The sequence below is a fragment of the Kosakonia beeri genome, assembly GCF_054165705.1.
On record NZ_CM135106.1, the window covers coordinates 1,561,503 to 1,586,285 of the forward strand.

The following is a 24,783-nucleotide window of genomic DNA, read 5'->3' on the forward strand; positions in this document are numbered from 1 at the left end:
TTATGCACGAGAATCAACAACCACAAACCGAGGCTTTTGAGCTGAGTGCGGCAGAGCGTGAGGCAATTGAGCACGAAAAGCACCACTACGAAGACCCGCGTGCGGCGTCCATTGAAGCGCTGAAGATCGTTCAGAAACAGCGTGGCTGGGTGCCGGATGGCGCAATCTATGCCATTGCGGATGTTCTGGGGATCCCGGCGAGCGACGTTGAAGGCGTGGCGACATTCTATAGCCAAATTTTCCGCCAGCCGGTTGGCCGACACGTTATTCGCTATTGCGACAGTGTGGTATGCCATATCACCGGTTATCAGGGTATTCAGTCGGCCATTGAAAGCCACCTGAAAATCAAGCCAGGCCAGACGACCTTCGACGGCCGTTTCACGCTGCTGCCGACCTGCTGCCTGGGTAACTGCGACAAAGGCCCGAACATGATGATTGACGAAGACACGCACAGTCATCTGACACCGGAAGGCATCCCTGAGCTACTGGAGCGGTATAAATGAAAACTGTTATCCGTACTCCCGAAACCCATCCGCTGACCTGGCGTCTGCGTGATGATAAGCAACCGGTCTGGCTGGATGAATACCAGAGCAAAAATGGCTATGCCGGTGCGCGTAAGGCCCTGACAGGCATGGCTCCGGACGATATCGTTAATGCGGTGAAAGATTCGGGTCTGAAAGGCCGCGGTGGTGCAGGCTTCTCCACGGGGCTGAAGTGGAGCCTGATGCCGAAAGACGAATCCATGAATATCCGTTATCTGCTGTGTAACGCCGATGAAATGGAGCCGGGTACCTACAAAGACCGCCTGTTAATGGAGCAATTGCCGCACCTGCTGGTGGAAGGCATGCTGATCTCCGCGTTCGCACTCAAAGCCTACCGCGGTTATATCTTCCTGCGTGGCGAGTATATCGAAGCTGCCGTCCACCTGCGCCGTGCTATCGCTGAGGCGACCGAAGCTGGCCTGCTGGGGAAAAATATCCTGGGTACCGGTTTTGACTTCGAGCTGTTTGTGCATACCGGTGCCGGGCGTTATATCTGCGGTGAAGAGACCGCCCTTATTAACTCCCTGGAAGGGCGTCGCGCTAACCCGCGTTCCAAGCCACCCTTCCCGGCCAGTTCTGGCGTATGGGGTAAACCGACTTGTGTGAACAACGTCGAAACCCTGTGTAACGTGCCGGCTATCCTTGCCAACGGCGTGGAGTGGTACCAGAACATTTCGACCAGTAAAGATGCTGGCACTAAACTGATGGGCTTCTCCGGCCGTGTGAAAAACCCAGGCCTGTGGGAACTGCCTTTCGGCACCACCGCGCGCGAGATTCTTGAAGACTATGCCGGCGGCATGCGTGATGGCCTGAAGTTTAAAGCCTGGCAGCCGGGCGGCGCAGGCACTGACTTTCTGACCGAAGCGCATCTCGACTTGCCAATGGAGTTCGAAAGCATTGGTAAAGCCGGGAGTCGTCTGGGCACATCACTGGCGATGGCTGTTGATCACGAAATCAATATGGTCTCGCTGGTGCGCAACCTGGAAGAGTTCTTCGCCCGCGAGTCGTGCGGTTGGTGTACGCCATGCCGTGACGGTCTGCCGTGGAGCGTAAAAATCCTGCGAGCGCTGGAGCGTGGTGAAGGCCAGCCTGGAGATATCGAGACACTTGAGCAACTGTGTCGACAACTCGGGCCGGGTAAAACCTTCTGCGCGCATGCGCCAGGTGCGGTTGAACCGTTACAGAGCGCGATTAAATATTTCCGCGAAGAGTTTGAAGCGGGCATTAAACAGCAATTCAGCAATACCCATGCAATTGGCGGTATCCAGCCAAACTTGCTGAAAGCGCGCTGGTAATGGTCCTTCCCTCATCAGCAATGGGTGAGGGGACGCGAACAGAATTTTGATTAACTCTCAGTCGCTGACTGAGACAACTGGAAGCATGCTAATGGCTACTATTCATGTAGACGGCAAAGAATACGAGGTAAATGGAGCAGACAACCTTCTTGAGGCTTGTCTCTCTTTAGGCCTTGATATTCCTTATTTTTGCTGGCATCCGGCGCTGGGGAGCGTGGGTGCGTGCCGCCAGTGTGCGGTGAAGCAATATCAGAACGCGGAAGACACGCGTGGCCGCCTGGTGATGTCCTGTATGACACCGGCGTCCGATGGTACTTTTATCTCTATCGATGACGATGAAGCGAAGCAGTTCCGTGAAAGCGTTGTTGAGTGGTTAATGACTAACCACCCGCACGATTGCCCGGTTTGCGAAGAGGGCGGCAACTGCCATCTGCAGGATATGACCGTCATGACCGGTCACAGCTTCCGTCGCTACCGCTTTACCAAACGTACTCACCGTAATCAGGATCTCGGGCCGTTCATCTCCCATGAAATGAACCGCTGTATCGCCTGTTACCGCTGTGTGCGTTACTACAAAGATTACGCAGACGGCACGGATCTTGGCGTTTACGGTGCCCATGACAATGTCTATTTTGGTCGCCCGGAAGATGGCGTGCTGGAAAGCGAGTTCTCAGGTAACCTGGTCGAAATCTGCCCGACAGGCGTATTTACCGATAAAACCCACTCTGAGCGCTACAACCGTAAGTGGGATATGCAGTTTGCACCAAGCATTTGCCAGCAATGCTCACTGGGTTGTAACACCAGCCCGGGTGAACGTTACGGTGAACTGCGTCGCATTGAAAACCGTTATAACGGTACCGTTAACCACTACTTCCTCTGTGACCGTGGTCGTTTCGGCTATGGTTACGTCAATCTGAAAGATCGCCCGCGTCAGCCGGTTCAACGTCGCGGCGACGATCTGATCACGCTTAACGCTGAGCAAGCGATGCAGGGTGCAGCGGATATTCTGCGCCAGTCGAAGAAAGTGATTGGCATTGGCTCCCCGCGCGCCAGTGTGGAAAGTAACTTCGCGCTGCGTGAACTGGTGGGTGCGGAAAACTTCTATACCGGCATTGCCAAAGGTGAGCAACAACGTCTTGAGCTGGCGCTGAAAGTGCTGCGTGAAGGCGGTATCCGTACCCCGGCGCTGCGTGAAATCGAATCTTATGATGCCGTGCTGATCCTTGGCGAAGATATTACCCAGACCGGCGCCCGCGTTTCGCTGGCGGTGCGTCAGGCCGTGAAAGGTAAAGCACGAGAAATGGCTGCGGCTCAGAAAGTCGCCGACTGGCAGATTGCTGCGATCATGAACATCGGTCAGCGTGCCAAACACCCGCTGTTTGTCACCAACGTCGACAGTACCCGTCTGGATGATATCGCTGCGTGGACATATCGCGCACCGGTAGAAGATCAGGCCCGTTTGGGTTTTGCTATTGCCCATGCGCTGGACGACGCCGCACCGGCGGTTGACGGCCTGAGCAATGACCTGAAGAACAAAGTAGATGTTATCGTTCAGGCGCTGGCCGGGGCGAAAAAACCACTGATTATCTCTGGCACGAACGCGGGCAGCGCGGATGTTATCCACGCGGCGGCAAACGTTGCTAAAGCGCTGAAAGGCCGCGGTTCTGATGTGGGCATCACCATGATTGCCCGTTCGGTCAACAGCATGGGGCTGGGAATGATTGGCGGCGGTAGCCTCGATGAGGCACTGGCTGAGCTGGAAAGCGGTGCGGCCGACGCGGTCGTGGTGCTGGAAAACGATCTGCACCGCCACGCATCCGCAACCCGTGTCGACGCCGCGCTGGCAAAAGCACCGCTGGTGCTGGTCATTGACCATCAGCGCACGGCGATCATGGACAAAGCGCACCTGGTGCTCTCTGCCGCAAGTTTTGCGGAAAGCGACGGCACAGTCATCAACAACGAAGGCCGTGCTCAGCGCTTCTTCCAGGTTTACGACCCAGGCTATTACGACAACAAAACCATTATGCTGGAGAGCTGGCGCTGGTTGCACTCCTTGCACAGCACCGTGCAAAACCGTGAAGTGGACTGGACGCAGCTTGACCACGTTATTGATGCTGCTGTTAACGCGTTGCCGCAACTGGCCGGTATTAAAGATGCCGCGCCGGATGCCAGCTTCCGTATTCGCGGGCAGAAACTGGCGCGTGAACCGCATCGCTACAGCGGGCGCACTGCTATGCGCGCCAATATCAGCGTGCACGAGCCGCGTCAGCCGCAGGATAAAGACACCATGTTCGCCTTCTCAATGGAAGGGAACAACCAGCCGTCCGCACCGCGTTCGCAAATTCCGTTCGCATGGGCGCCTGGCTGGAACTCACCGCAGGCATGGAACAAGTTCCAGGATGAAGTGGGCGGTCACCTGCGTCATGGCGATCCGGGCGTACGCCTGATTGAAGCCTCTGATAGAGGGCTGGACTACTTCGTTAGTGTGCCGGGGGCATTTGAAGCTCAGGACGGCAAATGGCGGATTGCCCCGTACTATCATCTGTTTGGCAGTGACGAAATGTCGCAGCGTTCGCCTGTGTTCCAGAGTCGCATGCCACAGCCGTACATCAAGCTTAACCCGGCCGATGCCGCGAAGCTTGGCGTCAATGCGGGTGCGCATATTTCCTTCACCTATGAAGGGCAGACCATCAGTTTGCCGTTGCAGGTATCGGAAGGGCTGGCAGCAGGGCAGGTAGGTCTGCCGATGGGCATGCCTGGCATTGCGCCGGTGCTGGCCGGAGCACGTCTTGAAAATCTGCAGGAGGCGCAAGCATGAGCTGGTTAACACCGGATGTTATCGACATTTTGTTAAGCATCCTGAAAGCGGTAGTGATCCTGCTGGTGGTGGTTACCTGTGGCGCATTTATGAGCTTTGGTGAACGTCGTCTGCTGGGTCTGTTCCAGAACCGCTACGGGCCGAACCGTGTAGGCTGGGGTGGTTCACTTCAGCTGGTTGCGGACATGATCAAGATGTTCTTTAAAGAGGACTGGGTCCCACAATTTTCTGACCGTGTGATCTTTACTCTGGCGCCCATGATTGCGTTTACCTCGTTGCTGTTGGCATTTGCTATCGTGCCGGTCAGCCCGACCTGGGTTGTCGCTGACCTGAACATTGGGATCCTGTTCTTCCTGATGATGGCAGGGCTTGCTGTTTATGCGGTGCTGTTTGCGGGCTGGTCAAGTAACAACAAATATTCTCTGCTCGGTGCAATGCGTGCCTCGGCGCAGACGCTGAGTTATGAAGTGTTCCTTGGGCTTTCCCTGATGGGCGTTGTGGCGCAGGCCGGTTCATTCAATATGACCGACATTGTTAACAACCAGGCGGGTTTGTGGAACGTAATCCCGCAGTTCTTTGGCTTTGTGACGTTTGCAATCGCGGGCGTGGCGGTATGTCACCGTCACCCGTTTGACCAGCCGGAAGCAGAGCAGGAACTGGCGGATGGTTATCACATCGAATATTCCGGGATGAAGTTTGGTCTGTTCTTCGTCGGTGAATATATCGGTATCGTCACCATTTCCGCACTGATGGTTACGCTGTTCTTCGGTGGCTGGCATGGACCGTTCTTACCGCCTTTCATCTGGTTCGCGCTGAAAACTGCGTTCTTTATGATGATGTTCATTTTGATCCGCGCAGCATTACCGCGTCCTCGTTATGACCAGGTGATGTCGTTCGGCTGGAAAGTCTGCCTGCCGCTGACGCTGATTAACTTGCTGGGAACGGCAGCTGTCATTCTCTGGCAAGCGCAATAAGGGGTGAAAAGACCATGACTTTAAAAGAATTACTCGTGGGCTTCGGCACCCAGGTCCGTAGTATCTGGATGATTGGCCTGCACGCGTTTGCAAAGCGCGAAACCCGGATGTATCCGGAAGAGCCGGTTTACCTGCCGCCGCGTTACCGTGGTCGAATTGTGCTGACGCGCGATCCGGACGGGTCTGAACGTTGTGTTGCCTGTAACCTGTGCGCGGTAGCTTGTCCGGTAGGCTGTATCTCGCTGCAAAAAGCCGAGATGCAGGATGGTCGCTGGTATCCGGAATTTTTCCGAATCAACTTCTCGCGCTGCATCTTCTGCGGTTTGTGTGAAGAAGCGTGCCCAACCACGGCGATTCAGCTCACCCCCGATTTCGAGATGGGCGAATTCAAGCGTCAGGATCTGGTGTACGAAAAAGAGGATCTGCTGATCTCCGGTCCGGGCAAATACCCGGAATATAACTTCTACCGGATGGCAGGTATGGCAATCGACGGCAAAGATAAAGGTGAAGCGGAAAACGAAGCCAAACCTATCGACGTCAAGAGCCTGTTACCGTAAGGAGAGGGGCAATGGAGTTCGCTTTTTATATCTGTGGCCTGGTCGCCATCCTGACGACGGTTCGCGTGATTACGCATACCAACCCGGTGCACGCCTTGCTGTATCTGATTGTCTCCCTGCTGGCTATTGCCGGGGTCTTCTTCTCGCTTGGCGCGTATTTTGCCGGGGCGCTGGAGATCATCGTCTATGCCGGGGCCATCATGGTGCTGTTCGTTTTCGTTGTGATGATGCTCAACCTGGGTAATAGCGTGGTTGAACAGGAGCGTAACTGGCTCTCGCCACAAATCTGGGTTGGCCCGGCGCTGCTCTCTGCAGTTCTGCTGGTGGTGATGATTTACGCCATTCTTGGCGTCAATGATCAGGGTATCGACGGTACGGCGATCAATGCTAAAGAGGTCGGTATCACCTTGTTTGGGCCGTATGTACTGGCGGTTGAACTGGCTTCTATGCTCCTGCTTGCGGGGCTGGTTGTTGCCTTCCACGTAGGGCGTGAAGACCGCATGGGCGAAGTGCTGAGCAACCGCTCCGACGACCGTGCGAAAAGAAAAACGGAGGAGCGCGCATGATCCCCTTACAACATGGACTGATCCTCGCGGCGATTTTGTTTGTTTTAGGTTTAACCGGGTTGGTTATCCGTCGTAATTTGCTGTTTATGCTGATTGGGCTGGAAATCATGATTAACGCCGCCGCGCTGGCCTTTGTGGTCGCAGGCAGCTATTGGGGCCAGACCGACGGTCAGGTGATGTATATCCTCGCGATTAGCCTTGCGGCTGCGGAAGCGAGCATTGGCCTGGCGTTGCTGCTGCAACTCCATCGTCGCCGCCAGAATCTGAATATCGATTCAGTAAGTGAGATGCGTGGATGAACATGCTCGCCTTAACCATTATTTTCCCTTTAATTGGCTATGTCTTACTGGCCTTCTCTCGTGGTCGCTGGTCAGAGAACCTCTCTGCCACAGTGGGCGTCGGTTCCATTGGCCTGGCGGCGCTGGTAACGGCAATCGCAGGCGTAGATTTCTTCAACCAGGGCCAGCAACCGTTTGTTAAGCCGCTGTGGACCTGGATGGCGGTCGGCGATTTCAATATTGGTTTCAATCTGGTGCTGGATGGTCTGTCGCTGACCATGCTGTCGGTGGTGACGGGTGTTGGCTTCCTGATCCACATGTTCGCCTCCTGGTATATGCGCGGCGAAGAGGGGTACTCCCGTTTCTTTGCGTATACCAACCTGTTTATCGCGAGCATGGTGGTGCTGGTGCTGGGCGATAACCTGTTGCTGATGTACCTCGGTTGGGAAGGCGTGGGTCTGTGCTCTTATCTGCTGATTGGTTTTTATTACACCGATCCGAAGAATGGCGCTGCAGCAATGAAAGCCTTTGTCGTAACCCGTGTGGGTGACGTCTTTTTGGCTTTCGCGCTGTTCATTCTTTATAGCGAGCTGGGTACGCTGAACTTCCGCGAAATGGTTGAACTCGCGCCGCAGCACTTTGCCAACGGCAACACGATGCTCACCTGGGCAACGCTGATGCTGCTGGGTGGTGCGGTTGGTAAGTCCGCGCAACTGCCGTTGCAAACATGGCTTGCAGATGCGATGGCCGGTCCGACGCCGGTTTCTGCACTGATTCACGCGGCAACCATGGTCACTGCGGGCGTTTATCTGATTGCCCGTACTCATGGCCTGTTCCTGATGACGCCGGAAGTCCTGCATCTGGTGGGAATTGTCGGTGCGGTGACGTTGTTGATGGCAGGTTTTGCCGCGCTGGTGCAGACCGATATCAAACGCGTGCTGGCCTACTCAACCATGAGCCAGATTGGTTACATGTTCCTTGCCCTTGGCGTACAGGCCTGGGACGCGGCGATTTTCCACCTGATGACGCATGCGTTCTTTAAAGCATTGCTGTTCCTGTCGTCGGGGTCGGTGATTCTTGCCTGCCACCATGAGCAGAATATTTTCAAAATGGGTGGCCTGCGTAAGTCGATTCCGCTGGTCTACGCTTGCTTCCTGGTGGGTGGCGCGGCGCTGTCCGCACTGCCGATGCTGACTGCAGGCTTCTTCAGTAAGGATGAGATCCTTGCAGGTGCGGTGGCGAACGGGCACATCAATCTGATGATTGCGGGTCTGGTCGGTGCGTTTATGACATCGCTCTATACCTTCCGTTTGATTTTCATTGTCTTCCACGGAAAAGAACAAATTCACGCTCACGCAGGGAAGGGGATCACCCACCATCTGCCGCTGATCGTGCTGCTGGTGCTCTCGACGTTTGTTGGCGCAATGATTGTGCCGCCGCTGAAAGGCGTTCTGCCGGATACCACCGAGCTGGCACACAGCAGTGTGGTAATGCTGGAAGTGGCGTCTGGCGCGGTAGCGATCATCGGTATCCTGCTGGCGGCCTGGCTGTGGCTGGGTAAACGCACGCTGGTCACCGCTGTTGCCAACAGCGCAGCAGGCCGTTTCTTCGGTACCTGGTGGTTCAATGCCTGGGGCTTCGACTGGCTGTACGATCGCGTATTCGTCAAGCCGTACCTCGGTATCGCCTGGCTGCTGAAGAGTGATCCGCTGAACGCATTGATGAACATCCCGGCGATTCTGTCCCGCTTTGCGGGCAAAGGTCTGCTGTTTAGCGAGAACGGATACCTGCGCTGGTATGTGGCCTCAATGAGCATCGGCGCCGTTGTGGTGCTGGCACTGTTGATGGTATTGCGTTGAGTTTGTGTGATTTGTGAGGCGGTGAACGCCGCCTCCGATGAAAACATATTTTAGGTAAGTATTCCTGATAATCAGGCTGGCGAGCACGATAGCCTGAACAGGAATTAATATAAGGGACATACACCGCCATGTTATTACCCTGGCTAATACTCATCCCCTTTATTGGCGGATTCTTGTGCTGGCAGACCGAACGCTTCGGCGTGAAGGTGCCGCGCTGGATCGCGCTGATCACCATGGGACTGACGCTGGCGCTTTCTCTGCAGCTGTGGCTGCAGGGCGGCTATTCTCTGACGCAACCCGCTAACTTCCCGCACTGGCAGGAAACGTACAAACATGAATGGATCCCGCGCTTCGGCATCAGTATCCACCTTGCGCTGGACGGTTTGTCGCTACTGATGGTAGTGCTGACCGGTTTCCTCGGGGTGCTGGCGGTGCTCTGCTCATGGCGAGAAATCGAAAAATACCAGGGGTTCTTCCACCTCAACCTGATGTGGATCCTGGGCGGCGTTATCGGCGTGTTCCTTGCCATCGACATGTTCCTGTTCTTCTTCTTCTGGGAAATGATGCTGGTGCCGATGTACTTCCTGATCGCACTGTGGGGCCATAAAGCCTCTGACGGGAAGACGCGTATTACCGCTGCGACCAAATTCTTCATTTATACCCAAGCCAGCGGTTTGGTGATGTTGATTGCTATCCTGGCGCTGGTGCTGGTGCACTACAACGCCACTGGCGTGTGGACTTTCAACTACGAAGATCTGCTGAAGACACCGATGTCCGACAACGTCGAATATCTGCTGATGCTCGGTTTCTTTATCGCATTTGCGGTGAAAATGCCGGTGGTGCCGCTACACGGTTGGTTGCCGGATGCCCACTCACAGGCACCGACAGCCGGTTCTGTTGACCTGGCGGGGATCTTGTTGAAAACCGCGGCCTACGGTCTGCTGCGCTTTTCGCTGCCGCTGTTCCCGAATGCTTCTGCGGAGTTCGCGCCTATTGCCATGTGGCTTGGTGTGATTGGTATCTTCTACGGCGCGTGGATGGCCTTTACTCAGACTGATATCAAACGTCTGATTGCCTATACCTCCGTTTCCCACATGGGCTTTGTGCTGATTGCCATCTACACAGGCAGCCAGCTGGCTTACCAGGGGGCAGTGATCCAGATGATCGCTCACGGTCTCTCTGCGGCCGGTCTGTTTATCCTCTGTGGTCAGCTGTATGAGCGCCTGCATACCCGCGATATGCGTATGATGGGCGGGTTGTGGAGCAAGATTAAATGGCTACCGGCTCTGTCAATGTTCTTCGCCGTCGCCACACTGGGTATGCCGGGTACCGGTAACTTCGTTGGCGAGTTCATGATCCTTTTCGGTAGCTATCAGGTTGTTCCGATGATCACGGTGATTTCGACCTTCGGCCTGGTCTTCGCTTCTGTCTATTCACTGGCAATGCTGCACCGCGCTTACTTCGGTAAAGCGAAGAGCGCGCTGGCCAGTGAAGAACTGCCGGGACTGTCGCTGCGCGAACTGTCTATGATCCTGATCCTGGTCGTGCTTCTGGTACTGCTCGGTTTCTATCCGCAGCCGATTCTGGATACATCGCACGCTGCGATGGGCAATATCCAGCAGTGGTTTGTTAATTCCGTTACTACTACAAGGCCGTAAATCGCCATGACAATAACTCCACAACACCTGATTGCGCTGCTGCCGCTGCTGATCGTCGGATTGACGGTGGTGGTTGTGATGCTCTCCATTGCGTGGCGACGCAACCATTTTTTGAATGCCACGCTGTCGGTCATCGGTCTCAACGTCGCGCTACTCTCTTTGTGGTTCGTCGGCCAGGCGGGAGCGATGGATGTCACCCCGCTGATGCGGGTTGATGGCTACGCCATGCTCTATACCGGGCTGGTGCTGCTGGCGAGTCTCGCCACCTGCACTTTTGCCTACCCATGGCTGGAAGGCTATAGCGACAACAAAGAAGAGTTCTATTTGCTGGTGCTGATTGCCGCCATGGGCGGTATTCTGCTGGCAAATGCGAACCACATGGCATCGCTGTTCCTTGGCATTGAGCTCATTTCCCTGCCGCTGTTCGGGCTGGTCGGTTATGCCTTCCGCCAGAAACGCTCGCTGGAAGCCAGTATCAAATACACCATTCTCTCTGCGGCAGCGTCTTCCTTCCTGCTGTTCGGTATTGCACTGGTGTATGCACAGACCGGCAACCTGGCCTTTGCTGCGATTGGTAAAAGCCTTGCCGAAAACATGCTGCATGAGCCGTTACTGCTTACCGGTCTGGGCCTGATGATTGTTGGTCTTGGCTTTAAATTGTCGCTGGTGCCGTTCCATTTGTGGACGCCGGACGTTTATCAGGGGGCACCTGCGCCGGTTTCGACCTTCCTGGCCACCGCCAGCAAGATTGCTATCTTTGGTGTGGTAATGCGCCTGTTCCTGTATGCGCCGGTTGGTAACAGTGAAGCTGTTCGCGTCGTATTGGGCCTTATCGCTTTTGCATCGATTATTTTCGGTAACCTGATGGCGTTGAGCCAGACCAATATCAAACGTCTGCTCGGTTACTCCTCGATCTCGCATCTTGGCTACTTGCTGGTGGCGTTGATTGCGCTGCAAAGCGGTCAGATGTCGATGGAAACCGTGGGTGTGTATCTGGCGGGTTATCTGTTCAGCAGCCTTGGCGCATTTGGCGTGGTCAGTCTGATGTCCAGCCCGTACCGCGGACCGGATGCCGAGTCGCTTTACTCCTATCGCGGCCTGTTCTGGCACCGTCCAATCCTGTCGGCTGTCATGACGGTCATGATGCTGTCGCTGGCGGGTATTCCGATGACGCTGGGCTTTATCGGTAAGTTTTACATTCTGGCGCTGGGCGTACAGGCTCACCTGTGGTGGCTGACTGGTGCGGTAGTATTGGGTTCAGCGATTGGTTTGTACTATTACCTGCGTGTAGCGGTGAGCCTTTACCTGTCTGCGCCGCAGCAACTGAACCGCGATGCACCGTCTGACTGGGCTTACAGCGCAGGCGGGATTGTGGTCCTCATCTCTGCTCTGCTGGTGCTGCTGCTGGGTATCTACCCGCAGCCGCTGATTAGCATTGTGCAAATGGCCATGCCGATGATGTAATCGCATTTCGCGCATTGCAAAACCGCCGGTGTTAACACCCGGCGGTTTTTTTTGCCTCAAAAACACCAGCAGGAGAGGGAGAATGATTTACCGTGGCTTGCTGTAAATAACGGCTCTCATCGCAGGAAAAGATGCCGTGACAGGCAAAGAAAAACCCGGCTGCAGAGCCGGGTTTTGGGCGTAACTCGGGTAACAATTACTTGGCCAGTAGCGGTGTGGCGCTTACCTGATGGTGGCTGATCAGCGGGCCGCGAATATTGTTAGCTGCACGATCAAGCACTTCCTGAATAACGGAAGAGAGCTCATTGATCTCGAATTTCGCCACGTAGCCGTCTGCCTGCACTTTACGCACATGATCTTCGTTCGCGCTACCGGAAAGCGACGAGTGGATCACAACCGGAATGTTTTTCAAACGCGGATCGGTTTTGATCAGGCGTGTTAAGGTAAAGCCATCCATTTCCGGCATCTCAAGGTCAGTCAACACCATTGAGATCTTATCGCTAACCGGAACGCCTTCGGCTTCAGCCTGCTGTGCGATAACCTGAATTTTTTCCCAGGCGTCTTTACCGGTAATGTGCATCGCATTCGGGATTTTCATCGCATTGAGGCCTTTTTCCAGCATGGCGCGCGCCACTTTGGAGTCCTCTGCAACGATAGCAACCGAACCTTCCTTAAGGTTGAATTTCTTATCCGGTACATGATCGCCATGTACGTCATGATCCGCAGGCACAATGTCATACAGGATCTGCTCAACATCCAGCACCATCGCGAGGTTGTTGGTATCCTTATCTTCATCCAGGCAGGCAATACTGGTGATATAGCGACCATTAATCGCTTTTTCGGCGGTGTGCACCTGTTTCCAGTCCAGGCGAATAATATTTTCCACCGACTCCACCGCAAATGCCTGCACGCTACGGGCATATTCGGTGATCAGCAAAATATTGAGGCCACTTGCCGGCTTACAACCCGCCACCGCAGCAAGGTCAATCACCGGGATCACCTGATCGCGGATGTTGACCATGCCCATCAATGGCGGCTTCATGCCAGCAGGACGTGTAAAGGTGGGCATTGGAACGATTTCGCGCAATTTAAATACGTTAATGCCAAACAGCTCAGATTTAGTGGCATCTAACGATGTGCCAAGGCGAAACAGTAACAGCTCAAACCGGTTCGACAGAGTAAGATTCGCCCTGTCATCGATGTCTTTCTGGAAATTATCCATCATGCCCTCAATAGGAAATGCCTGCGTGTAAACTGTTATCGGCACCTAAAGAGAAAAATGGAGTGCGCAATATCACATCATACGCGAACAGTCATAAAATCTTCTGCCAGGGTCGTTTGCGCAAATATTGTGCGGCATTCCGCCAGCAATCCCACACAGCTCTCCTCATCATAGCGTGAACTGATATGCGTAATGACCAGACGCTTTGCCCCGGCTTCGGCTGCGAGGCTTGCCGCCTGGCGTGTCGAGCTGTGACCCCGGCTGTTGGCTTTCTCTTCCATCGCTGCTTCAAGCGTGGCTTCATGCACCAGCAGGTCCACTCCCTGGGCCAGAGCCAGTGAGGCCGCACAGGGGGCGGTATCACCAAATATCGCCAGCTTTTTACCGGCTTCTGCTGGCGCAAGGTAATCCACACCGTTGATTGTTCGGCCGTCATCCAGCGTGACGGTTAACCCGGCTTTGAGCTGCTGGAACATCGGCCCAGGGGCAATACCTTGCGCTGCCAGCGCCGCCGCGTTTAACGCACCGGGTTTGTCGTGTTCTTCGATACGGTAACCGTAGCATTCCACCGGATGATTCAGCGGCAAGGCGGTCACTTTGCGCAGACCGTCATCAACGACCAGCCCGGCGGTAACCTCTTCGATGATGAGTGGATAATCAGTCCATGAACCACTCAGGCGTAAAGCAGTTTCCACATATTCGCGGATGCCCTTCGGGCCATAAATCCCCAACGGCTGCACATTGCCCGCCATGGAGCGGCTGCACAGCAGGCCTGGCAGGCCAAACAAATGGTCGCCATGTAAATGGGTAATAAAAATCTTATCCAGCTTGCCGGGGTGAAAGGGGCTGCGCAGCATTTGATGCTGTGTTCCTTCGCCACAGTCAAACATCCACAGACCGGCACGGGTGGGGTGCTGTAAATTAAGCAGCAGCGATGTGACATTACGTGCACGCGTCGGTACGCCAGCAGATGTTCCCAGAAAAATCAGTTCCACAATCGACCCGGTCCTTTGCCTGATTATCAAAAAATTTAGTATAACGAGGTCAGGATAAATCAGGAGAAGAAATATGATCCGCTGGCAGGACCTTCACCACAGTGAATTAACCGTTGCCGAACTGTACGCGCTATTGAAACTGCGCTGCGAAGTGTTTGTTGTTGAACAGACCTGCCCCTATCTGGATATTGACGGCGACGACCTGATTGGCGAAAACCGCCACATCCTTGGCTGGAAGGATGACCAACTGGTGGCGTATGCGAGGATTCTGAAAAGTGACGATGATTTGTCACCGGTGGTGATTGGGCGAGTGATTGTCAGTGCGCAGGTACGGGGCGAAAAACTGGGCCATCAGCTGATGGAACGTGCGGTACGCTCTTGTGAAGAAAACTGGCCGCAGCACGCGCTATATCTGGGTGCGCAGGCGCATCTGCAACTGTTTTACCGCCATTTTGGTTTCCTGCCCGTGACCGATGTCTACGACGAGGATGGCATTCCCCATATCGGCATGGCGCGCGAGGCGCATCAGGCGTAACCGGCAGCTATTGTCTATAGTTAGCGGGCAAACAGGTGCATAACATGGAGAAAAGAGATGTCATATCATTCTTATGATTCACACATTGATGACGACCTGACCCTGCTGAGCGAAACGCTGGAAGAAGTGCTCCGCTCCTCAGGCGACCCTGCTGATCAGAAGTATATTGAACTGAAAGCCCGTGCCGAACAGGCGCTACATGAGGTGAAAAACCGTGTAAGCAGTGCTTCCGACACTTACTATTATCGCGCCAAAAAAGCGGTCTACCGTGCCGATGATTATGTGCATGAAAAACCGTGGCAAGGTATTGGCGCGGGTGCTGCGGTAGGCCTGGTTCTTGGTCTGCTGTTAGCCCGCCGCTAACGCCTCACATCCCCTCCCTGGAAAGGGGTACTGTTATTGCGCTAAGTACCTTGTATACTATGTGTTTTTTAACAGGGAGGGGTTCGCATGAATTCCATTTCCTCCGCGCTGGACGCGTTGCGCAGCCAGCTGGCCGACGATCTTCCTGCTTCGCCCGGCTTGCGTTTTTTTGATGTCCCTTTCCCGTTAAATGATGCTTTCGACCCGCTGGCATGGCTTGCCAGTCAGCCGGTGTTCCCTCAATTTTACTGGCAACAGCGTAACGGCGATGATGAAGCCGCCGCTCTTGGCGCGCTATGCCCGTTCTCTTCATTGCCGCTTGCCCAGCAATTTCTTCAGCAACATCCTGGCGCTATCCGCATTTGGGGGCTGAACGCGTTTAACCCGCAGCAAGGCGCACTGTTCTTACCGCGTCTGGAGTGGCGACGCGAGGGCGGGCGTGCGACGCTGCGCCTCTATCTTTTCAGCGACAGTGCCTTATCGGACGATGCCGTCAACGCAAAGGCGTTTCTTGAGACGCTGGTGGCGGCAAAACCGCTGGCGGCAGTGGAGCAAACCTGCCTGCAACAGCAGCATTTTCCCGATCGGCAAGGGTGGCGCGAGCTTATCGCGCAGGCGCTACGCACGCTCAATAGCGCAGAGCTGGACAAAGTCGTGCTTGCCCGAGCCACCGATTATTACTTTGCCGCGCCGGTGCATCCTGCAGCACTGATGGCTGCCAGCCGCCGTCTGAATCACGACTGTTTTCATTTTATGTACGCCTTCAATGCGCAGAATGCGTTTCTCGGCTCCTCGCCGGAGCGGTTGTGGCGTCGCCGTGGCAACGCATTGCGCACTGAAGCGCTGGCGGGCACGGTAGCCAACCATGAAGATGACCAGCAGGCTCAGCGTCTCGCCGAGTGGCTGATGAATGATGATAAAAACCAGCGGGAAAATATGCTGGTCGTGGAGGATATCTGCCAGCGTTTGCAACGGCAAACCGGTGCGCTGGATGTGCTACCTCCGCAGGTTGTCCGGCTCCGTAAGGTGCAACATTTGCGTCGCTGCATCTGGACCGATTTACAGACCCCTGACGATGCGCTTTGCCTGACGCTGCTACAACCTACGGCAGCCGTTGCCGGCTTGCCACGACGCGACGCCTGGGCGTTTATTCAACAGTTCGAACCTTTCACCCGGGAGTGGTATGCCGGCTCAGCGGGATACCTGTCCCGTGAGCAAAGCGAGTTCTGCGTGGCGTTGCGCTCGGCGAGAATCAACGATGCAACGGTACGCCTTTACGCCGGAGCGGGAATTGTGCCGGGCTCTGATGCTGAACAGGAGTGGCAGGAAATCGAAAATAAAGCGGCAGGTTTGCGATCATTATTATTACTTACGCACACATAACCGACCCATATCAAAAACCCGCAGTTTTCGATTATTTATACTGAGTCGCAATATTGATACCGGACAAACTCATGTCGATAAGTTCATTTAACCGACGCTGGGCGACGGTGATCCTCGAAGCCCTCACTCGCCATGGCGTCAGGCATGTGTGCATTGCTCCAGGCTCCCGTTCCACTCCCTTAACCCTGGCTGCGGCGGATAACCGCGCGTTTATTCATCACACCCATTTTGATGAGCGCGGGTTAGGCCATCTGGCGCTGGGGCTGGCAAAAGTCAGCAAGCAGCCAGTGGCGATCATTGTCACTTCCGGTACGGCGGTGGCCAACCTTTATCCGGCTGTGATTGAGGCCGGACTTACCGGCGAAAAACTGATCCTGTTGACTGCCGATCGCCCGCCGGAACTGATCGACTGCGGGGCCAATCAGGCGATTCGCCAACCTGGTATGTTTGCCTCTCACCCTGGCGAATCGCTGTCGCTGCCGCGTCCCTCGCAGGATATTCCGGCACGCTGGCTGGTGTCTGCGATTGATAATGTGTTGGGGTCATTACACAGTGGCGCGGTGCATATCAATTGCCCGTTTGCAGAACCCTTATACGGCGAAATGGATGATACCGGTCTGCAATGGCAGCAGGCGCTGGGAGACTGGTGGCAGGATACGAAACCCTGGTTGTACGCACCACAAGCTCAGGGTTTCGAAACACAGCGCGACTGGTTTTTCTGGCGGCAAAAACGCGGTGTTGTCGTTGCCGGGCGCATGAGCGCGGCGGAAGGTCGGCAACTGGCGGAGTGGGCGAAAACCCTTGGCTGGCCGCTGATTGGCGACGCGCTTTCACAAACCGGGCAACCCTTGCCGTGCGCCGACCTGTGGCTGGGCAACGCCCAGGCCGTCACTGAACTGCAGCAGGCGCAAATTGTCGTGCAGTTTGGCAGCAGTCTCACCGGCAAGCGCCTGTTGCAGTGGCAGGCGACGTGCGAGCCGCAAGAATACTGGCTGATTGACAGCCTGCCGGGCCGGCTCGATCCCGCTCATCATCGTGGCCGCCGCCTGGTTGCCAATGTTTCTGCATGGCTGGAACAGCATCCGGCGGAGCCGCGCGCCCCCTGGTGTAGTGCAATCCCGCAACTTTCCGCTCAGGCATGGGCCCGCGTCAGCGAACTGCGCGATACATTCGGTGAGGCGCAACTGGCCCACCGCATTGCTGATTTTCTGCCGCAGCAGGGGCAGGTTTTCCTCGGTAACAGTCTGGTGGTTCGTCTGGTGGATGCGCTCGGGCAATTGCCTGTAGGCTACCCGGTGTACAGCAACCGTGGCGCGAGCGGCATTGATGGCCTGCTCTCGACGGCTGCTGGGGTGCAGCGTGCCAGTGCCCGCCCAACGCTGGCGATCGTTGGCGATCTCTCTGCGCTGTACGATTTGAACGCGTTATCGCTGCTGCGTCAGGTGTCCGCACCGTTTGTGTTGCTGGTGGTGAATAATAATGGCGGGCAGATTTTTTCGCTGTTGCCCACGCCGCCTGCTGAGCGCGAACACTTTTATCTGATGCCGCAGCATGTGCATTTTGAACACGCAGCGGCGATGTTCGGCCTGAGCTACCACTGCCCGGATAACTGGGAGCAGCTGAATGAGGCGCTGTCTGGTGCCTGGAGTAAGGCCGAAACCACGGTGATCGAACTGGTGGTGAATAGCACTGACGGCGCGCAGACCTTACAGAACCTTTTAGCGCAGGTAAGCAAGCTGTGATTTTAAAGGGTCAACGCTGTGCGGGCCGTCGTCTACAGCCGTGGCTGGTATTTTTGCACGGTTTTTCCGGCGATCTCTGCGAATGGCAAGAGGTGGGGCAGACGCTGGCGGAGTTTCCCCGGTTGTACCTTGATCTCCCCGGCCATGGCGGCTCGGCGGGCATTGCCATTTCTGCATTTGCGGACATGGATGCGTTGCTTCTGGCCACGCTGAAGCACTACGGCATTGCGGAGTACTGGCTGGTGGGTTACTCGCTTGGCGCTCGCGTAGCGATGTTTCACGCCTGCCAGCAGCCGACCGGTTTACAGGGACTGGTGGTGGAGGGGGGGCATCCAGGCCTGGCAGAGTCTGCTGCCCGCAATGCGCGAGAAGCTGCCGACAGAGAGTGGGCGACACGTTTTCGCCAGCAATCGCTGGCTGAGGTTTTTGATGCCTGGTATCGCCAGCCGGTTTTTGCTTCGCTCAGCGAAACACAACGCGCAGCCCTGGTGGCGTTGCGCAGTCAGAATAACGGCGCAACGCTCGCCGCTATGCTGGAAGCCACGTCGCTGGCGCGTCAACCGGATCTTCGTGCCGCACTGCGTGCGGTTTCATTTCCTGTTCATTATTTATACGGTGAATACGACAGTAAATTTGCTGCGCTGGCGACGCAAGTCTCGCGCCACTGTCACGCCATTCCTGCCGCCGGGCACAACGCGCACCGGGAAAACCCCGTCGACGTTGCCACTGCCCTGGCGCGAATTCTGCGTCTTGAGATAAAGGACACACTATGATCTATCCAGAAGAAAGCATGCTTTACGCGCCGGTTGAATGGCGTGACTGTTCCGAAGGCTACACCGATATTCGTTACCATAAATCCGCCGATGGGATCGCCAAAATCACCATTAACCGTCCGCAGGTGCGCAACGCCTTCCGCCCGTTGACCGTGAAAGAGATGATCGATGCGCTCTCTGATGCACGCTACGACGATAACGTCGGGGTGATCATTCTGACCGGCGAAGGGGAAAAAGCCTTCTGCGCGGGCGGCGACCAGAAAGTCCGCGGCGATTACGGCGGTTACCAGGATGATACCGGTGTACATCATCTTAATGTGCTGGATTTCCAGCGTCAGATCCGCACCTGTCCGAAACCGGTGGTCGCCATGGTGGCGGGTTACTCGATTGGCGGTGGTCACGTGCTGCATATGATGTGTGACCTGACCATTGCGGCAGAAAACGCGATTTTCGGCCAAACCGGGCCAAAAGTCGGTTCTTTCGATGGTGGCTGGGGTGCGTCTTATATGGCGCGCATCGTTGGCCAGAAAAAAGCACGGGAAATCTGGTTCCTGTGCCGCCAGTACGATGCGCAACAGGCGCTGGATATGGGGCTGGTCAATACCGTGGTGCCGGTTCAGGAACTGGAGAAAGAGACTGTCCGCTGGTGCCGCGAAATGCTGCAAAACAGCCCGATGGCGCTGCGCTGTCTGAAAGCGGCACTGAATGCCGACTGTGATGGTCAGGCTGGTCTGCAAGAACTGGCGGGCAATGCCACCATGCTGTTCTACATGACGGAAGAGGGTCAGGAAGGCCGTAACGCGTTCAACCAGAAACGCCAGCCTGACTTCAGCAAATTCAAACGGAATCCATAATGCGGCAGGCGCAGGTTTACCGCTGGCAAATCCCCCTCGACGCGGGCGTGGTATTGCGCGATCGGCGGCTGAAAACCCGCGACGGTCTGTTCGTCCATTTGCAGGACGGCGAGCGCCACGGCTGGGGGGAGGTTTCCCCGTTGCCGGGTTTTAGCCCGGAGACGCTGGACGATGTGCAGCCCCTCGTGGTCGCGTGGGCGCGGGCCTGGCGCGAAGGTCAGGAGCTGGCGCTGCCAGCGCCACCCTCGGCTGCGTTTGGCCTGAGTTGTGCGTTGGCTGAGCTGCAGAATGAACTGCCGCAGCAGGCCGACTACCGCGCAGCCATGTTGTGTGCAGGCGATCCGGATGAGCTGTTTGCCGCGCTTGCTGCGCTGCCGGGGGACAAGCTGGCAAAAGTGAAAGTCGGGTTATATGAAGCTGTGCGCGATGGCATGGTGGTTAATCTGCTGCTGGAGTCGATAACGGATTTACAGTTGCGTCTGGATGCCAACCGCGCCTGGACGCCGCTAAAAGCGCAGCAGTTTGCGAAGTACGTTCATCCTCAGCATCGATCGCGCATCGCGTTTATCGAAGAGCCTTGTAGGTCTCGCGAGGACTCGCTGGCCTTTGCCCGAGAAACGGGGATCACCATTGCCTGGGATGAAAGCCTGCGTGATGCGGATTTCCGCTTTGAAGCGCAGGAAGGCGTGGGCGCGGTGGTAATCAAACCGATGCTGACCGGCAGTTTGCAGCACGTGCAGCAGCAGGTCGCCGCAGCTAAAGCGCTGGGGCTGACAGTGGTAATCAGCTCTTCGATTGAGTCGAGCCTGGGGCTCACCCAACTGGCGCGCATCGCCGCCTGGTTAACGCCGGGCACCGTGCCAGGACTCGACACCCTGCATTTAATGAAAGCGCAACTGATTCGCCGCTGGCCGGACAGCGATCTTCCTTGTCTGCAAACCGATGTGCTGGAACCTTTACTATGATGTTTACTGACTGGCCCTGGCGACACTGGCGTACTCTGCGCGGTGACCAGGCAGCAATCCGTCTTGATGAACAAACCCTGAACTGGCGCGAGCTGTGTGAACGGGTGGATGCGCTGGCGGCAGGCTTTGCCCGACAGGGAGTCAGTGAGGGCGATGGCGTCATGCTGCGCGCCCGTAATCATCCGCAAACTTTACTGACGTGGCTGGCATTATTGCAATGTGGCGCGCGCATTTTACCCGTCAATCCGCAACTGCCTGCGGCGTTACTGAACGCACTTTTACCACAGTTGACGCTTCGCTTTGCGCTTGAGCCTGACGGGCAAAACACCGTCAGCACGCTAACGGCACTGCGACAGGAGGGTGTCGCCGGCACCTACGCCGTTACCTGGCAACCGCAGCGGCTGGTATCGATGACGCTCACATCCGGCTCCACCGGCTTACCGAAAGCGGCGGTCCACACTGGCGCTGCGCACCTCGCCAGCGCGCAAGGTGTACTGTCGCTGATCCCGTTTACCGGGGAGGATGACTGGTTGCTCTCGCTGCCGCTGTTTCATGTTTCCGGGCAGGGAATACTGTGGCGCTGGTTACTGGCTGGCGCGCGCATAACCGTGCGTGAGAAACAGCCGCTGGAGCAGGCGCTGGCGGGCTGCACACATGCCTCGCTGGTGCCAACGCAGTTGTGGCGTTTGCTGAACGGTGATGTGCCGATCGCGCTGAAAGCGGTGTTGCTTGGCGGCGCGGCGATTCCGGTAGCGCTGACGCAGCAGGCGCGCCAGCGCGGTATTCGTTGCTGGTGCGGTTATGGCCTGACGGAATTTGCCTCGACAGTGTGTGCCAAAGAAGCCGATGGTGCTGCAGATGTGGGGTATGCCTTGCCCGGTCGGGAGGTGAAAATTGTCAATGAAGAGGTATGGCTGCGTGGTGCCAGCATGGCCGCAGGTTACTGGCGCAATGGCGAACTCGTGCCGCTGGTAAACAGCGAAGGTTGGTTTGCCACACGCGATCGCGGATCGCTGGATGCAGGTCGGCTGGCCGTTCGCGGTCGGCTGGATAACCTCTTCTTTAGCGGTGGCGAAGGTATTCAGCCAGAAGAGGTGGAGCGGGTTATCGCCACGCATTCTCAGGTGCGCCAGGTGTTTGTGGTGCCGGTAGATGATGCCGAGTTCGGGCAGCGACCGGTGGCGGTACTGGAGTGCGAAGAGGGCGCCGATATTTCGCTATTCCCCAGCTGGATCGCCGATAAGCTGGCCCGTTTTCAGCATCCTTTGCACTGGCTCGTGTTACCAGCAGAACTGAAAAACGGCGGCATCAAGATTTCCCGCCGTGCGTTGCAGCAGTGGGTCAATGCCTGGCTGAAGGTGTGATTATTTATCACGGATGATATGACGGCATCGACCCGGTTCGGTGCTGGCGCTTACCAGGACTTCCCGGCAATGTTCAAACAGGCCAGCCGCTGAAACTGGCCTCTGATCCGAGGTTACAGTAAGCCTTTCATTTTCAGCGTCTGGCGGGTGGCTTCGTTCAAATCGTACCGATGCAGGTCGGCCGGCCTGACCCATGCGTACTCGTCAAACTCCTCATTAATCGCGATGTCACGGTTGACGCTGATGCAATCAAATATCAGGTAAATCATATAGATTTGCTCATGTGTACCATCGGCATAAGTCTTCACGCGAATATCGTCACGAAACGTCCACGGGGTAATAGCGCTCAACTGCAATTTATCGCCTAACTCTTCGCGGATTTCGCGTCGCAGTGCCTCTTCAATACGCTCGCCGGGTTCCACGCCGCCGCCGGACAAAGCCCATTGACCAGGAAAAACACCCCGATCGTTGGCCATCTTACAGAGCAGATAAGCCCCGTCGTTCTGAATTAGCGGGCAAACGATGGTCCGTTGTCGCATCTTCTTTTCCTTAAAATAGTGAATAGCCGAACGAATGTTATATCACTCGTGGCGCGTGGATTAATTGATGACAGGTATATTATTCGCGTCTTTTATTCATTCTTCTTGCATAAAAATAAGCGTACAATCAGGGGCTTTTGGGCATTGGCCCGTTATGTGCGGAAAATCAGAAATGAAAAAAATTGCTGTATTGAGTTTAGCCAGCCTGTTGCTGGCCTCAGCCGGAGCGCAGGCCGTCAGTCTGAGCGGTCAGGTGGGGAAAGATTACACCAACCTGGGCTTTGGTTTTGGTACCGAAACCAGTGGGATTGCCGTAAGTGGTAACTGGGCGCATAGCGAAGATGATGGTGATATTGCCGGTCTGGGGCTGGGTTACAACCTGCCGCTGGGGCCATTTCTCGCCACCGTTGGCGGTAAAGCGGTCTACCTGAATCCGGATGTCGGCAGCGAAGGTTATGCTCTCGCAGTCGGTGGCGGTCTGCAGTGGCACATTGCCAGCAGCTTCAGCATCTTTGGCGAATACTACTACTCGCCGGATTCGCTCTCCAGCGGCGTAAAAGATTATCAGGAAGCCAATGCAGGCGCGCGTTACACCATTATGCGCCCGCTGACTGTTGAAGCAGGCTATCGCTATATCGACATGACGGGTAAAGAAGGGCATCGCGATAACGTGGTTGCCGACGGCCCCTATGTTGGCGTGAGCGCAAGCTTCTAATTTCTCCCGGCGCGGCGTTCGACCGCGCCAGTTTCTTTCCTCTTTTCATCTGCGTATGCGTTATAGTGTCTCAACCTCTATTACAGGAGTTGATGATGTTAAACGTAGAGATGTTGTCTACCGGCGATGAAGTGTTGCATGGGCAGATTGTGGACACCAACGCAGCCTGGCTGGCAGATTTTTTCTTTAATCAGGGATTGCCATTAACGCGCCGGAACACGGTGGGTGATAACCTCGACGATTTAGTCCGTATTCTGCGTGAACGCAGCGAGCATGCGGATGTGCTGATTGTGAATGGTGGTCTGGGGCCGACCAGCGATGATCTGAGCGCACTGGCGGCAGCAACTGCGAAGGGCGAAAGTCTGGTGCTGCATGAAGCGTGGCTGGCACAGATGGAGCGCTTTTTCAGCGAGCGTGGCCGGGTGATGGCACCGAGCAATCGCAAACAGGCTGAGATCCCCGCCAGCGCCGAACTGGTTGATAATCCAGTCGGAACTGCCTGCGGTTTTGCGCTACAACTTAACCGCTGTCTGATGTTTTTCACCCCCGGTGTACCATCGGAATTCAAAGTGATGGTTGAGCAGGAGATCCTGCCACGTTTGCGGGCACGTTTTACGCTGCCGCAGCCGCCGGTATGCCTGCGCCTGACCACCTTTGGCCGCTCTGAAAGCGATCTGGCCCAGAGCCTGGCGCACCTGCAGTTGCCTCCGGGCGTGGTGATGGGTTATCGCTCCTCAATGCCAATCATTGAATTGAAGCTGACTGGCCCGGCAGAGCAGCGCGCGGCAATGGAAGCGCTATGGCCGGAAGTGCAGCGCGTCGCCGGTGAAAGCCTGATTTTTGAAGGGACTGTCGGTTTGCCAGCGGTGCTTGCCGCGCGTCTGCGCGAGCGCCAGTTGAGCCTCACGCTGAGCGAGCAATTCACCGGCGGTCTGGTGGCGTTACAGCTTTCGCGCGCCGGTGCGCCGCTGTTGGCGAGTGAAGTGCTGCCCTCACAGTCTGAAGCGCTGGCGCAAAGCGCGCGCTGGACCACCGAGTTGCGTAACCGGCACCTTGCCGGGCTGGCGCTGACGGTGACGGGCCTTGAGGACGATCACCTGAATTTTGCGCTGGCCACGCCGCAAGGTACCCGTGCGTTACGGGTAAAATTCAGCACCAATCGCCATGCGCTGGCGGTGCGCCAGGAAGTCTGCGCGATGATGGCGCTCAATATCCTGCGCCGCTGGCTTGAAGGGAAAGACATTACCAGCGATCACGGCTGGATCAATGTGGTGGAAACCCTGTCAGTTGAGTAGCCCTATTACGCCGGGCGTCCGCCCGGC

23 protein-coding genes are annotated in these 24,783 nt (G+C 56.1%); 20 read left to right on the forward strand and 3 right to left on the reverse strand.

What is annotated here, in order from left to right; all coding sequences use genetic code 11:
- Window positions 1–2: 2 nt before the first annotated feature.
- The 10 genes from nuoE to nuoN all read left to right on the forward strand — a co-directional run bounded on the left by nuoE (window position 3) and on the right by nuoN (window position 12,011).
- Window positions 3–503, forward strand: coding sequence for an NADH-quinone oxidoreductase subunit NuoE (gene nuoE, locus ACUY4S_RS07550; RefSeq protein WP_086868054.1), 501 nt, complete (start codon window positions 3–5; stop codon window positions 501–503).
- Entirely contained in the window at window positions 500–1,837 is a 1,338-nt protein-coding gene (nuoF, locus tag ACUY4S_RS07555; RefSeq protein ID WP_312688081.1) for an NADH-quinone oxidoreductase subunit NuoF, read from the forward strand. Before nuoE ends, nuoF begins: the two co-directional genes overlap by 4 nt.
- A 91-nt stretch (window positions 1,838–1,928) precedes the next feature.
- On the forward strand, window positions 1,929–4,655 hold the full coding sequence (gene nuoG, locus ACUY4S_RS07560; RefSeq protein ID WP_458022905.1) for an NADH-quinone oxidoreductase subunit NuoG: 2,727 nt from the start codon (window positions 1,929–1,931) through the stop codon (window positions 4,653–4,655).
- Complete coding sequence (gene nuoH, locus ACUY4S_RS07565; RefSeq protein WP_312688078.1) at window positions 4,652–5,629, forward strand: NADH-quinone oxidoreductase subunit NuoH; 978 nt, start codon at window positions 4,652–4,654, stop codon at window positions 5,627–5,629. Before nuoG ends, nuoH begins: the two co-directional genes overlap by 4 nt.
- A gap of 14 nt (window positions 5,630–5,643) precedes the next feature.
- Window positions 5,644–6,186, forward strand: a complete 543-nt coding sequence (gene nuoI, locus ACUY4S_RS07570; protein ID WP_312688076.1) for an NADH-quinone oxidoreductase subunit NuoI — start codon at window positions 5,644–5,646, stop codon at window positions 6,184–6,186.
- Window positions 6,187–6,197: 11 nt separating this feature from the next.
- Window positions 6,198–6,752 carry an NADH-quinone oxidoreductase subunit J gene (gene nuoJ, locus ACUY4S_RS07575; RefSeq protein WP_312688073.1) on the forward strand — a complete coding sequence of 185 codons (555 nt, stop codon included), beginning with the start codon at window positions 6,198–6,200 and terminating at the stop codon, window positions 6,750–6,752.
- Entirely contained in the window at window positions 6,749–7,051 is a 303-nt protein-coding gene (nuoK, locus tag ACUY4S_RS07580; protein WP_002463445.1) for an NADH-quinone oxidoreductase subunit NuoK, read from the forward strand. The genes nuoJ and nuoK overlap by 4 nt, the downstream gene beginning before the upstream one ends.
- The gene (gene nuoL, locus ACUY4S_RS07585; RefSeq protein WP_312688070.1) at window positions 7,048–8,889 is read left to right on the forward strand and encodes an NADH-quinone oxidoreductase subunit L; all 1,842 of its coding nucleotides are present in this window, start codon (window positions 7,048–7,050) and stop codon (window positions 8,887–8,889) included. Before nuoK ends, nuoL begins: the two co-directional genes overlap by 4 nt.
- A 128-nt stretch (window positions 8,890–9,017) precedes the next feature.
- Window positions 9,018–10,547, forward strand: coding sequence for an NADH-quinone oxidoreductase subunit M (gene nuoM, locus ACUY4S_RS07590; RefSeq protein ID WP_312688067.1), 1,530 nt, complete (start codon window positions 9,018–9,020; stop codon window positions 10,545–10,547).
- A gap of 6 nt (window positions 10,548–10,553) precedes the next feature.
- Window positions 10,554–12,011, forward strand: coding sequence for an NADH-quinone oxidoreductase subunit NuoN (nuoN, locus tag ACUY4S_RS07595; protein WP_312688064.1), 1,458 nt, complete (start codon window positions 10,554–10,556; stop codon window positions 12,009–12,011).
- A 196-nt stretch (window positions 12,012–12,207) separates the two neighbouring features.
- Here the strand turns inward: nuoN and ACUY4S_RS07600 are convergent, their stop codons facing one another.
- Both ACUY4S_RS07600 and rnz read right to left on the reverse strand, forming a co-directional pair.
- Complete coding sequence (locus ACUY4S_RS07600; protein ID WP_312688231.1) at window positions 12,208–13,233, reverse strand: chemotaxis protein; 1,026 nt, start codon at window positions 13,231–13,233, stop codon at window positions 12,208–12,210.
- Window positions 13,234–13,310: 77 nt separating this feature from the next.
- Window positions 13,311–14,228 carry a ribonuclease Z gene (rnz, locus tag ACUY4S_RS07605; protein WP_458022904.1) on the reverse strand — a complete coding sequence of 306 codons (918 nt, stop codon included), beginning with the start codon at window positions 14,226–14,228 and terminating at the stop codon, window positions 13,311–13,313.
- Between the two features lie 73 nt (window positions 14,229–14,301).
- Here rnz and ACUY4S_RS07610 point away from each other — a divergent pair, with 73 nt between their 5' ends.
- The 8 genes from ACUY4S_RS07610 (at window position 14,302) to menE (ending at window position 22,207) form a co-directional block, all read left to right on the forward strand.
- On the forward strand, window positions 14,302–14,763 hold the full coding sequence (locus tag ACUY4S_RS07610; RefSeq protein WP_458022903.1) for a GNAT family N-acetyltransferase: 462 nt from the start codon (window positions 14,302–14,304) through the stop codon (window positions 14,761–14,763).
- Window positions 14,764–14,820: 57 nt separating this feature from the next.
- Window positions 14,821–15,126: a stress response protein ElaB gene (elaB, locus tag ACUY4S_RS07615; protein ID WP_312688057.1), complete on the forward strand. Its 306-nt coding sequence runs from the start codon at window positions 14,821–14,823 to the stop codon at window positions 15,124–15,126.
- A gap of 87 nt (window positions 15,127–15,213) precedes the next feature.
- Entirely contained in the window at window positions 15,214–16,509 is a 1,296-nt protein-coding gene (gene menF, locus ACUY4S_RS07620) for an isochorismate synthase MenF (RefSeq protein ID WP_312688054.1), read from the forward strand.
- A 71-nt stretch (window positions 16,510–16,580) separates the two neighbouring features.
- Entirely contained in the window at window positions 16,581–18,251 is a 1,671-nt protein-coding gene (menD, locus tag ACUY4S_RS07625) for a 2-succinyl-5-enolpyruvyl-6-hydroxy-3-cyclohexene-1-carboxylic-acid synthase (RefSeq protein ID WP_458022902.1), read from the forward strand.
- Window positions 18,248–19,024, forward strand: a complete 777-nt coding sequence (menH, locus tag ACUY4S_RS07630; RefSeq protein WP_458022901.1) for a 2-succinyl-6-hydroxy-2,4-cyclohexadiene-1-carboxylate synthase — start codon at window positions 18,248–18,250, stop codon at window positions 19,022–19,024. The genes menD and menH overlap by 4 nt, the downstream gene beginning before the upstream one ends.
- Window positions 19,021–19,878 (forward strand): 1,4-dihydroxy-2-naphthoyl-CoA synthase, encoded by an 858-nt coding sequence (gene menB / locus ACUY4S_RS07635; RefSeq protein ID WP_312688046.1) that lies wholly within the window; start codon window positions 19,021–19,023, stop codon window positions 19,876–19,878. Before menH ends, menB begins: the two co-directional genes overlap by 4 nt.
- Window positions 19,878–20,843: an o-succinylbenzoate synthase gene (gene menC / locus ACUY4S_RS07640; RefSeq protein ID WP_312688044.1), complete on the forward strand. Its 966-nt coding sequence runs from the start codon at window positions 19,878–19,880 to the stop codon at window positions 20,841–20,843. Before menB ends, menC begins: the two co-directional genes overlap by 1 nt.
- Window positions 20,840–22,207: an o-succinylbenzoate--CoA ligase gene (gene menE, locus ACUY4S_RS07645; protein WP_312688041.1), complete on the forward strand. Its 1,368-nt coding sequence runs from the start codon at window positions 20,840–20,842 to the stop codon at window positions 22,205–22,207. Before menC ends, menE begins: the two co-directional genes overlap by 4 nt.
- Before the next feature lie 113 nt (window positions 22,208–22,320).
- On the opposite strand, the gene nudI is transcribed toward menE, so the two are convergent.
- Window positions 22,321–22,746: a nucleoside triphosphatase NudI gene (nudI, locus tag ACUY4S_RS07650; protein ID WP_312688038.1), complete on the reverse strand. Its 426-nt coding sequence runs from the start codon at window positions 22,744–22,746 to the stop codon at window positions 22,321–22,323.
- Window positions 22,747–22,918: 172 nt separating this feature from the next.
- On the opposite strand from nudI, the gene ACUY4S_RS07655 reads away from it, so the two are divergent.
- Window positions 22,919–23,461, forward strand: a complete 543-nt coding sequence (locus tag ACUY4S_RS07655; protein ID WP_312688035.1) for a YfaZ family outer membrane protein — start codon at window positions 22,919–22,921, stop codon at window positions 23,459–23,461.
- 95 nt (window positions 23,462–23,556) lie between these two features.
- A complete protein-coding gene (locus tag ACUY4S_RS07660; protein WP_312688228.1) occupies window positions 23,557–24,756 on the forward strand; it encodes a nicotinamide mononucleotide deamidase-related protein YfaY in 1,200 nt (399 codons plus the stop codon).
- Window positions 24,757–24,783 lie beyond the last annotated feature (27 nt).

What these genes read in the sequence shown, in the direction of transcription:
- nuoE (WP_086868054.1), top strand. Translation starts at nt 3, where the DNA reads ATGCACGAGAATCAACAACCACAAACCGAGGCTTTTGAGCTGAGTGCG.
- nuoF (WP_312688081.1), top strand. Translation starts at nt 500, where the DNA reads ATGAAAACTGTTATCCGTACTCCCGAAACCCATCCGCTGACCTGGCGT.
- nuoG (WP_458022905.1), top strand. Translation starts at nt 1,929, where the DNA reads ATGGCTACTATTCATGTAGACGGCAAAGAATACGAGGTAAATGGAGCA.
- nuoH (WP_312688078.1), top strand. Translation starts at nt 4,652, where the DNA reads ATGAGCTGGTTAACACCGGATGTTATCGACATTTTGTTAAGCATCCTG.
- nuoI (WP_312688076.1), top strand. Translation starts at nt 5,644, where the DNA reads ATGACTTTAAAAGAATTACTCGTGGGCTTCGGCACCCAGGTCCGTAGT.
- nuoJ (WP_312688073.1), top strand. Translation starts at nt 6,198, where the DNA reads ATGGAGTTCGCTTTTTATATCTGTGGCCTGGTCGCCATCCTGACGACG.
- nuoK (WP_002463445.1), top strand. Translation starts at nt 6,749, where the DNA reads ATGATCCCCTTACAACATGGACTGATCCTCGCGGCGATTTTGTTTGTT.
- nuoL (WP_312688070.1), top strand. Translation starts at nt 7,048, where the DNA reads ATGAACATGCTCGCCTTAACCATTATTTTCCCTTTAATTGGCTATGTC.
- nuoM (WP_312688067.1), top strand. Translation starts at nt 9,018, where the DNA reads ATGTTATTACCCTGGCTAATACTCATCCCCTTTATTGGCGGATTCTTG.
- nuoN (WP_312688064.1), top strand. Translation starts at nt 10,554, where the DNA reads ATGACAATAACTCCACAACACCTGATTGCGCTGCTGCCGCTGCTGATC.
- ACUY4S_RS07600 (WP_312688231.1), bottom strand. Translation starts at nt 13,233, where the DNA reads ATGGATAATTTCCAGAAAGACATCGATGACAGGGCGAATCTTACTCTG.
- ACUY4S_RS07610 (WP_458022903.1), top strand. Translation starts at nt 14,302, where the DNA reads ATGATCCGCTGGCAGGACCTTCACCACAGTGAATTAACCGTTGCCGAA.
- elaB (WP_312688057.1), top strand. Translation starts at nt 14,821, where the DNA reads ATGTCATATCATTCTTATGATTCACACATTGATGACGACCTGACCCTG.
- menF (WP_312688054.1), top strand. Translation starts at nt 15,214, where the DNA reads ATGAATTCCATTTCCTCCGCGCTGGACGCGTTGCGCAGCCAGCTGGCC.
- menD (WP_458022902.1), top strand. Translation starts at nt 16,581, where the DNA reads ATGTCGATAAGTTCATTTAACCGACGCTGGGCGACGGTGATCCTCGAA.
- menB (WP_312688046.1), top strand. Translation starts at nt 19,021, where the DNA reads ATGATCTATCCAGAAGAAAGCATGCTTTACGCGCCGGTTGAATGGCGT.
- menC (WP_312688044.1), top strand. Translation starts at nt 19,878, where the DNA reads ATGCGGCAGGCGCAGGTTTACCGCTGGCAAATCCCCCTCGACGCGGGC.
- menE (WP_312688041.1), top strand. Translation starts at nt 20,840, where the DNA reads ATGATGTTTACTGACTGGCCCTGGCGACACTGGCGTACTCTGCGCGGT.
- nudI (WP_312688038.1), bottom strand. Translation starts at nt 22,746, where the DNA reads ATGCGACAACGGACCATCGTTTGCCCGCTAATTCAGAACGACGGGGCT.
- ACUY4S_RS07655 (WP_312688035.1), top strand. Translation starts at nt 22,919, where the DNA reads ATGAAAAAAATTGCTGTATTGAGTTTAGCCAGCCTGTTGCTGGCCTCA.
- ACUY4S_RS07660 (WP_312688228.1), top strand. Translation starts at nt 23,557, where the DNA reads ATGTTAAACGTAGAGATGTTGTCTACCGGCGATGAAGTGTTGCATGGG.